Here is a 9,370-nt window from a genome sequence, read left to right on the forward strand (position 1 = left end):
AGGTGAGATGGCCACTGGGGTTGGCCTGCGCGTCGCCGAGGACGAGTGCGCGGCCGTCATCGTCACCGATGGTGACGAGCAGCCGCAGTACATCGTCCGCGAGTCGATCCTGCACATGTCCGAGGAGGGTGACGCCGAGTTGGGCGGTCCCCCGCCCACCGGTTCCCATTCGATTACCGGTTTCGTGCCCGCCATGGGCGACCCGGCGGGTATCCCGGTCGACGACGGCGAGGCCTATCGCGCCGAAGATCTCGTCGCCACCGCGATGTTCTGCCTGATCAACCTGACCGCCGAGCACCTCAGCGGTCCGGCCGAGTTCTACGCGACGTATCCGGCGGACTGGCCCGCCGAGTATGTGCGCTCACTGCGTGACGCGCTGGACTACCTGGGTCTGCGCTCGGTGCTGCTGGTCAGCGAGGGCGAGCTGCCCAGCGCCGAAACCGGGGCAGGCGGTGCCTCGTTCGCCTACGACGCGGCGCGAGGTGCGCTGGCGGCCGTGCTCGCCACTCCCGCGGGCGCCACCCCGCCGGACCCGTCCACCGCGGAGAACTCGACGGTGGACACCATTGTCATCCCCGCCGTGCTCGCCGCCGACGCGCAGCCGCAGGCGTACTCGGCGGCCATCCCGATCTCCGAGCCGGTTACCACCGCCGAACCGGAACCGACCGAGAACCAGCCGCAGACAACGGTTTCCGCGACACAGCCGAGGCGTACGCCGCTGCTGATCGCCTGCGCCGCTGTGATCGGTCTGGTGCTCGGCGGCATCGTGGTTGCCCTGCTGTTCCGCGACGGCGGCGAGACGCCGGTGCCACCGCTGCCCGATGCCAAGTCGGAACCGACGTCGGTGAGTCCGGCCCCGCCTCCGCCTCCGGCCGTCACCACCGCGACACCCACCACCGAGCCCGAGCCGCCGGTGGTGATCACCGAGACCACGACGCCGGAGCCGACCACCACGACGCCGCCGACCACCACCGAGCCGCCGACCACGACGCCGACCACGACCACGCGGACCCCGAGCACGCGGACCCCGACGATCACGACCAACCCGTTCGGGCAGCAGTTGCCGCAGATCCCCACCATCCCCGGCATGGGAATACCGGGTAGTCGGTGATTAGTAGCGTCCTAGTCGGGTTTGTGGCTTAGAGTGTTGCGCTGACCGTGTTGTCGGATGAATTCCCGCACCGGTCGGTTGCTGGACGAAGACTGTGCGCCAATGGATTCTGCCGTGGCCACGGATTTAGCTGGCACGTGCGTGCCGACGAAGGGACTTCATGCGCAAGTTGGTGGCGCGTCGCGCCGCGGTCAAAGCTGTCGCCATCGCATCGACCGTTCTTCTGGCTCCCTTGTTCGGCACGACTACCGCCTCGGCGGTGCCCGACGCCCCGGCACAGCTCGCCGCGGACAACCTCCCTCCGGAACTGGTGCAGGCCATCGCCCGGGATCTGCAGATGACACCGACGGAGTACCTGGATCGCGCCGCGCGCGCCCAGCAGTTGCGTGACTACGCGCGTGATTTCCGTTCGGAGCGACCGGATTCCTTCGCGGGCGCCTGGATCGGCGGCGACGGCAAGCCGGTCATGGCGGTCACCTCGCTGGACGCCGCCAAGATCGCCGCGGCCGACGGTTACCAGACCCGGCTGGCCCCCGTCTCGGCGGACAGTCTGGAGGGCTCGCTGGTGCAGCTCAACCAGTGGATCACCGGCCTACCGCGGGAGATCTCGCAGGCGATCAACTCGGTGGCGATCGACTTCTTGAACAGCCAGCTGGTGCTCAGTGTCGCCAACACTCCCGCGGGCCACATGCTCAACCTGCCCACCCTGCTGGCGAACATCAAGGTCATCCTTTCGCCGAACAGCGGAGGCCCGGTCGAGCGCAGGCCGATGGGCGGTGACACCTACATCAGCGCGCCGGGTTCGCTCGCCGACTCGTCGCTGCGCGCCGTCGACGTGTGCTCGTTCGGGTTCAACAGCATCGACGCCTCCGGCAACGCGCTGAACATCAGTGCGGGCCATTGTGATCCGAATCTGAGCAAGGGCAACCAGGAGGCCGGTGTCTACCTGCCGAACGTCCGGGACATCCCGGCCAGCCCCGAGCTGGGCACCTTCGTGCGCGCCTCGCTGGGCGGGCAGTCCGCGCTGGACTACTCGGTGATCAAGCTGAACGAGCGCGCGGTGCGGGCAGGCATGGACCAGCCCTCGGTGCGCGGCGCCAACGGCACCACGCTGGCGATCACCGGCACCGCCGACCCGATCACCGGCGCCCCGGTCTGCAAGTCCGGTCAGTCGTCCACCTTCACCTGCGGTTTCGTCGTGGCCGATCGAGTGGAGACCCAGCTCTTCACCGCCGAGGGCGAGAGCAAGACCGTCCGCGGGTTCGCCAGCTCGGCCTGCACCCTCGGCGGCGACAGCGGCGGCGCGATCGTGTCCGGCACGCTGGCGCTGGGCATCACCAGCGGTTCCAACGCCGCGGACGCGCCGAACTGCAACGAGGCGAACGTCGCCCTCGCGCAGTACGGCGGCACCGCTTCGCTCGGCATCCCGATCCGGGCGATCCTGGCCGACGTCGACGCCTCTTCCGGAGGCGGTATCGGCAGCGGCATCGCGGTGCGCACCCGGCCGAACGCGGGCTGAGCGCGCGCCCGAATCATGTGGCAATCCACATATCCCCCATCGACGGCTATGAGGGAGTCGAGAACCACAAGATGAGTAGGCATACCGCGTCAAACCCCATATAGTCTGCTCATGCTCCTGCCACGTATAGGACCTCCCCGCTCGACTGCGCGACAGACCGTAATCCGAAAGACAGTGATCGCCGCCTCGGCGGCGATACTGCTGTTCGGGCCCACGGCGGCAGTAGCGACGGCCCAGCCGGACCAGGCTCCCGGCCTCCCCGCCGAACTGATCGCCGCGGTGACTCGCGATCTGAAGATCTCGCCCGACGAGTACCTGCACCGTGCGGAGCTGGCGCAGCAGGTGGCCGCGTTCGCCACCACCGCCCAGCGGCAGTACCCGGCCGCGTTCGCCGGCTCCTGGCTGGACGACGCGGGCAAGGCGGTCGTGGCGCTGGCCCAGGGCCCCGGCGCCGACGAGGCGAAGAAGGCGGCCGAGTCGGCAGGTTTCGAGGTTCGCAACGTCGCCAAGAGCGAAGCGGCCCTGCGTGGCGAGAAGACCGCGTTCGAGCGCTGGCTGGAGGGCCAGCCGGAGGCGGTGCGGTCGCTGGTGCGCGGCGCGGTGGTGGACACCGTGAACAACGCGATCGCGGTGCGCGTCGACCAGGCGGGCCTGCCGATGCCGAACTTCATCGACCCGGCGCGCGTCATCGTGATGGCTCCGCCCGTGGCGGGCGAGCAGGGCACCCTGCAGGCCGGTGAGATCGCCGGAGAGGCGCGCGGCCCCCTCGCCGGCGGCGACGGCTACGCCTCGGTCGCCGGACGCAGCTCGCTGCGCTGCTCGCTCGGCTTCAACGGCACCGACCGCAACGGCAACACGGTGAACATCACCGCGGGCCACTGCAACCCGGACATTCAGTCCGCGGGCGGCGGCAACGCCGCGGGCGTGTACGAGATGAACGGCGACCGCCTCGGCGCGCAGCTCGGCGTCTTCCAGAAGTCGGTGCTCGGCGAGCAGGACTACTCGATCATCCGGGTCAACGACCAGGCCAAGGACCGGTTCGCCAACAACGGCGTCCGGGCGCCCGGCGCGGCTCCGATCGCGGTCGACGGCGTGGCGACTCCGGTCGTCGGCGCTCCGGTGTGCAAGTCCGGTGCGCGCACCGGCTTCAGCTGCGGCGTGGTCAACGCCGTCGACCAGACCGTGCAGGTCGGCGACCGCGAGCTCACCCAGAGCTTCTCGGCCAACATCTGCGCGCTGCCCGGCGACAGCGGCGGCCCGATCGTCACCGGCCGCTTGGCGCTCGGCATCTCCAGCGCGTCGTCGGTGGCGGACTACCCGATCTGCGAGATCCCGAATCTGATCGGCGCTCTGACCGGCAACGTGCCGCAGTTGTTCGCGCAGCCGGTGCACGTGGTGCTCTCGGACAACCCCGGGTTGCGCGTACGCACCAACTGAACGCGGAACGTGAAAGGCCGGCAGCTGTTGAGCTGTCGGCCTTTTCGCCGTCTCAGGGTCTTTCCGCTGCCCTTACACGCCCCCTGCGCGGGAAACGCCGCATGGAGTGCGGCAGCGGTCCGGCATTCTGGTCCCCATGTGTTTGGTGTTGATCGGCTGGCGCGCGCATCCGGAATACCGGTTGATCGTGGCCGCCAACCGCGACGAGTTCTACACTCGGCCGACCGAGTCCATGCGCTGGTGGCCGGAAGCGCCCGGCCTGCTCGCCGGACGTGACACCGGGGCCCCTGGCCGCGCCCATGGCGAGCCTCCGGGCACCTGGCTTGGCCTGAGCACCCAGCCGCACGGCAACAACCGATTCGCGGCTGTCACGAACGTGCGCAATCCCGCCGATCACCGCCTCGATGCTCGTTCCCGTGGCGCGCTGCTGATGGATTTCCTGCGCGGCGCCACCGACCGCGGTGCGGCCGGGGAGTTCCCCGGGCCGGAGAAGTACGTCCTCGACATCGCCGCCGCTCGCGACGACTACAACGGCTACAACTTGGTCGTCTCCGACCTGCGCACGCTGTGGTGGCATTCCAATCGCAGCGCAGCGGAACCGAGCGAGCTCGCTGCGGGCTTCCATGGGCTCTCCAACGGCACGTTCGTCACGTCCGCGGGTCCGAGCCGGGGGGAAGAGGCTTTGCGCGCTCCACAGCCCATTTGGCCCAAAGTCCAGGCGGGCCTGACCGCGCTGCGCGAGGTCGTGCGGACCGAGCCCGGTGCGGTGGACCGCTACTTCGAGCTGCTGGCCGACCGGACCGAAGCCCCCGACGAGCGGTTGCCACGCACCGGGGTGCCGGACGAGTTGGAGCGGGCGCTCTCGGCCAGGTTCATCGCGGACACCGTGCACGGCACCAGAGCGAGCACGGTGCTGGTCGTGCGCGAGGACGGCACGTTCGAGATGGTCGAGCGCTCGTTCGGCAGGCTGGGCGAGGACCTGGGCGAGGTCGTCGTCCGCGGCTTGCTCGATCTCACCGGGTGAACGACCGGCGGCCCGCCCTCCGAGGAGAGCGGGCCGCCGGTGATCTGACGAGCGGTGGGGCCGAGGGCTTACTTCGGCTTGTCCGCCCACTTCGTGGTGCCGTCCGGCGCCTGCAGCGTGTTGATCAGGTCGATACCAGCGACTGCCAGCATCGGACCACCGACCGCTACGGTGCCGAGGATGCCGCCGATGCCCGCACCCGCGATCGCGGCCGGGATGCAGCCGACGCCGAGGAACGGAAGGCCGAGGATGCAGCCGATCACCGCGCCACCGATGACACCCACCGCGGTGCCGAGGAAGCCGCCGACCGCGGTCGCGATGCCGAACTGGCTGGCGAACTCGTTCTGCGCGCGCTGGTTCTCGATCGGCGAGGCGATCGGCTGCGCGACGACGTTGACCGCGTTGGCCGGCTTGTCCTTGGGCACGGTGACACCCTGTTCAGGCGTCAGTTCCAGCACCGTGTCGTCGTCCTTCACCACCGGCTTCACCGGGACGACGGTGTCGGCGACCTTGAAGGCGATCGGCAGGGTGAGGACCGCGTTGCCCTGCGAGTCCTTGATCCGGTAGACGTCGTCTTCCTTGACGTCCTCGGAAGACTTCGCCAGTTCGAACGTGCCCCCCTTGAGCGTCGTCACGACGGTCTTCTCCACCAGCTTGACCGAGTACCGGATGGGGTCAGCGGCCGGCTCGGCATCGGCATGGGCGGTGCCCAGTCCGATGGTCATCGCACCGATGACCATCGCGGCCGCCGCGGTGGTTCTGCGGAGTTTCATTCAGTTTCCAATCCATCATCAGGTCGTACGTCGCCGCTGGTCTTCTCACGCGAGAGCTCTAATCCAGCACATCTGGGTGGGCGGCTCCGGATCCTCCCCGAGCAGTGTGAAGACGGTCGCGGCTAACAGAACGTGGTGAGCCTAATAGAACGCCGCGTTTTAAGCGAGATCCCTTATCAGCCATGGGGACTAAGCCAATCCTTACCGACTGGACGGAATGCTTCGACGTTTACGGTGGTGAACCGTCGGTCGACAGTCGGATCGATGCAAATTACTGTGACATCGATCACAGGTAAATAATGGGTCAAGCCCCAGCATATGGGGCTATAGCCCAAAAGCCGATCGTACGATGGACATGGTTGTTACTGGCGGGTAACTTACTGCCGGTTAGGATACGAACGAACCGAGGCGGTAGCGGAACCAACCGCGACTCGGGGTGCCTCTAAAGAAAGGTCGCGACATGAATGCCCTGACAGTGACGCTGGGCACGATTGGGGCGGCGCTCAGCCTCCTGTGTTGGGCGTCGTTCATCGGCGGCGTCCGCAATATCGCGCGCGCCATCATGATCGGCCAGCCCGCGCCGGATCGTTGGCGGCCCTTCTTCCCGCGCTTCAAGCAGATGCTCGTGGAATTTCTCGCGCATACGCGCATGAACAAATTCCGCACCGTCGGCTGGGCGCACTGGCTGGTGATGATCGGCTTCATCGGCGGCACCATGCTGTGGTTCGAGGCGTACGGGCAGACCTTCGACCCGGCGTTCCACTGGCCGATCATCGGCGACCTGGCGATCTACCACCTGTGGGATGAGATCCTCGGCATCGGCACCGTGGTCGGCATCCTGACGCTGATCATCCTGCGCCAGCTCAACCACCCCCGGCTGCCCGAGCGGTTGTCCCGCTTCAGCGGTTCCAAGTTCGGCCCGGCCTACGTCATCGAGGCGATCGTGCTGCTCGAGGGCCTGGGCATGATCTTCGTGAAGGCGGGCAAGATCGCCGCCTACGGCCACTCGGACCCGGCCACCGACTTCTTCACCATGCAGGTGGCCAAGCTGCTGCCCGCGAATACCACGATGGTGGCGCTGTTCGCCTTCGTGAAGCTGATGTCCGGCATGGCGTTCCTTTATTTCGTCGGTCGCAACGTCACCTGGGGCGTGGCCTGGCACCGCTTCTCTGCGTTCCCGAACATCTACTTCAAGCGGGAAGAGGACGGCGGCGTCGCGCTCGGCCCGGCCAAGCCGATGATGTCGAAGGGCAAGCCGGTCGACATGGAGACCGCGGACCCCGACACCGACACCTTCGGCGCGGGCCGGATCGAGGACTTCTCCTGGAAGGGCTGGCTGGACTTCACCACCTGCACCGAGTGCGGTCGCTGCCAGTCGCAGTGCCCCGCGTGGAACACCGGCAAGCCGCTGTCGCCGAAGCTGCTGATCATGTCGCTGCGTGACCACGGCTACGCGAAGGCCCCCTACCTGCTGGCCGGCGGCCGCAAGGACATGGGCGGCGACGAGGTCGGTCTGGTCGACGACGAGGGCAATCCGAACGAGGCGAAGCTGGCCAAGATCTCCGAAGCCGCGAAGGCCGAGGCCGAGCGGCCGCTGGTCGGCGGTGCGGAAGTAAACGGCATCATCGATCCCGAGGTGCTGTGGAGCTGCACCACCTGCGGCGCGTGCGTGGAGCAGTGCCCGGTGGACATCGAGCACGTCGACCACATCATCGACATGCGCCGCTACCAGGTGCTGATCGAGTCCGAGTTCCCGTCCGAGCTCGCCGGTCTGTTCAAGAACCTGGAGAACAAGGGCAACCCCTGGGGCCAGAACGCCAAGGACCGGCTCAACTGGATCAACGAGCTCGATTTCCAGATCCCGGTCTTCGGTCAGGACGCCGACAGCTTCGACGGCTACGAGTACCTGTTCTGGGTCGGCTGCGCGGGCGCCTACGAGGACCGCGCCAAGAAGACCACCAAGGCGGTCGCCGAGTTGCTGGCCACCGCGGGCGTGAAGTTCATGGTGCTCGGCGCGGAGGAGACCTGCACCGGTGACTCCGCTCGCCGCGCGGGCAACGAGTTCCTCTTCCAGCAGCTGGCCCAGCAGAACATCGAGCTGCTGAACTCGGTGTTCGAGGGCGTCGAGGATCGCAAGAAGAAGATCGTCGTCACCTGTGCGCACTGCTTCAACGCGCTGAACAACGAGTACCCGCAGGTCGGCGGCAGCTACGAGGTCGTGCACCACACTCAGCTGCTCAACCGCCTGGTCCGGCAGAAGCAGTTGATCCCGGTGGCCTCGGTGTCGCAGAACGTCACCTACCACGACCCCTGCTACCTGGGCAGGCACAACAAGATCTACAACGCGCCGCGTGAGCTGATGGCCGCATCCGGCTCGAACCTGGTCGAGATGCCCCGGCACGGCGAGCGGTCCATGTGCTGTGGCGCCGGTGGCGCGCGGATGTGGATGGAAGAGCAGCTCGGCAAGCGCGTCAACATCGACCGGGTGGAGGAGGGATTGAGCACCCTCGCCGCGCCTTCTGGTCGCTCCGCAGGCTCCGCTCCTGGGAAGATCGCGACCGGCTGCCCGTTCTGCCGCGTGATGCTCACCGACGGCGTCACCGCGCGCCAGGAGAAGGGCGAGGGCGAAGGCGTCGAAGTGGTGGACGTCGCGCAGCTGATGCTGGACGCCATCGAGCGCGTCGAGCCCGCGGTGCTGACCGAGAATTTGACTGTCATCCAGGAACCCAAGGCGCCCGAAGCGGAACCCGAGCCGGAGCCCGAACCGGCCCCGGCCGCCGAAGCCCCCGCACCGGCCAAGGCCGCGCCTGCCGGTGGCGGTCTGGCGATGAAGGGCCCCGCGAAAGCACCCGGCGGCGGTCTGGCCATGAAGGGCCCGGCCAAGGCGCCCGGCGGCGGACTGGGGATGAAGGGCGCGGCGAAGGCGCCCGGCGCCAAGGCACCTGCCGCGGAACCGGCGGAGACCGAGGCCGCGTCGGCGCCCGCCGCACCGGCCAAGGGTCTCGCCATGAAGGGCCCGGCGAAGGCGCCCGGCGGTCTGGGGATGAAGGGCGCGGCCAAGGCGCCCGGCGCCAAGGCGACCGCGGCCCCCGCCGCCGAATCCGCGCCAGCGGCCGAGGCAGCCGCGACCGAGGCTCCGGCCAAGCCGGTCAAGGGGCTGGGGATGAAGGGCGGAGCGAAAGCTCCCGGTGGTGGCCTCGCGATGAAGGGCGCGGCCAAGGCGCCCAGCGCCAAGGCTCCGGCGTCGGCGGCCCCGGCGGCCGAGGCAGCACCCGAGATCGCCGAACCGGCTGAAGCCGAGTCGACCGAAACCGGGCCGACCGAAACGAAGCCCACGGTGCCCGCCAAGGGTCTGGCCATGAAGTCCGGCTTCAAGCGGCCCGGTACCAAGGCCCCCGGTAAGCCCGCCGCGGCATCGGCCACGACGGATGCGGCTCCCGCCGAACCGGCTCCGCCGGAGCAGGCTCCCGCCGCGGAGACTCCTGCGGCGGAGACTCCTACGGCGC

6 protein-coding genes are annotated in these 9,370 nt (G+C 68.5%); 5 read left to right on the forward strand and 1 reads right to left on the reverse strand.

The features are described from left to right. The first annotated feature begins 7 nt into the window (after nucleotides 1–7). The 4 genes from ACFU5M_RS28015 to ACFU5M_RS28030 all read left to right on the forward strand — a co-directional run bounded on the left by ACFU5M_RS28015 (nucleotide 8) and on the right by ACFU5M_RS28030 (nucleotide 5,091). Nucleotides 8–1,111, forward strand: a complete 1,104-nt coding sequence (locus tag ACFU5M_RS28015) for a hypothetical protein (protein WP_379053888.1) — start codon at nucleotides 8–10, stop codon at nucleotides 1,109–1,111. Nucleotides 1,112–1,271: 160 nt separating this feature from the next. Beyond that, nucleotides 1,272–2,630: a S1 family peptidase gene (locus ACFU5M_RS28020; protein WP_379053889.1), complete on the forward strand. Its 1,359-nt coding sequence runs from the start codon at nucleotides 1,272–1,274 to the stop codon at nucleotides 2,628–2,630. 174 nt (nucleotides 2,631–2,804) lie between these two features. After that, nucleotides 2,805–4,067: a S1 family peptidase gene (locus ACFU5M_RS28025; RefSeq protein WP_379053890.1), complete on the forward strand. Its 1,263-nt coding sequence runs from the start codon at nucleotides 2,805–2,807 to the stop codon at nucleotides 4,065–4,067. A 136-nt stretch (nucleotides 4,068–4,203) separates the two neighbouring features. After that, a complete protein-coding gene (locus ACFU5M_RS28030; RefSeq protein WP_379053891.1) occupies nucleotides 4,204–5,091 on the forward strand; it encodes an NRDE family protein in 888 nt (295 codons plus the stop codon). Nucleotides 5,092–5,159: 68 nt separating this feature from the next. Here ACFU5M_RS28030 and ACFU5M_RS28035 read toward each other — a convergent pair whose 3' ends face one another. Next, nucleotides 5,160–5,864: a hypothetical protein gene (locus tag ACFU5M_RS28035; protein WP_379053892.1), complete on the reverse strand. Its 705-nt coding sequence runs from the start codon at nucleotides 5,862–5,864 to the stop codon at nucleotides 5,160–5,162. Nucleotides 5,865–6,324: 460 nt separating this feature from the next. Here ACFU5M_RS28035 and ACFU5M_RS28040 point away from each other — a divergent pair. Then, nucleotides 6,325–9,370, forward strand: a 3,046-nt coding sequence (locus tag ACFU5M_RS28040; RefSeq protein WP_379053893.1) for a (Fe-S)-binding protein, incomplete at its 3' end; no start/stop codon positions are given.

The organism is Nocardia sp. NPDC057455, assembly GCF_042802775.1.
Classification (GTDB): Bacteria; Actinomycetota; Actinomycetes; order Mycobacteriales; family Mycobacteriaceae; genus Nocardia.

Excerpts from the sequence above, each read along its gene's own strand:
- ACFU5M_RS28030 (WP_379053891.1), top strand. The coding sequence starts at position 4,204 with ATGTGTTTGGTGTTGATCGGCTGGCGCGCGCATCCGGAATACCGGTTG.
- ACFU5M_RS28015 (WP_379053888.1), top strand. The coding sequence starts at position 8 with ATGGCCACTGGGGTTGGCCTGCGCGTCGCCGAGGACGAGTGCGCGGCC.
- ACFU5M_RS28020 (WP_379053889.1), top strand. The coding sequence starts at position 1,272 with ATGCGCAAGTTGGTGGCGCGTCGCGCCGCGGTCAAAGCTGTCGCCATC.
- ACFU5M_RS28035 (WP_379053892.1), bottom strand. The coding sequence starts at position 5,864 with ATGAAACTCCGCAGAACCACCGCGGCGGCCGCGATGGTCATCGGTGCG.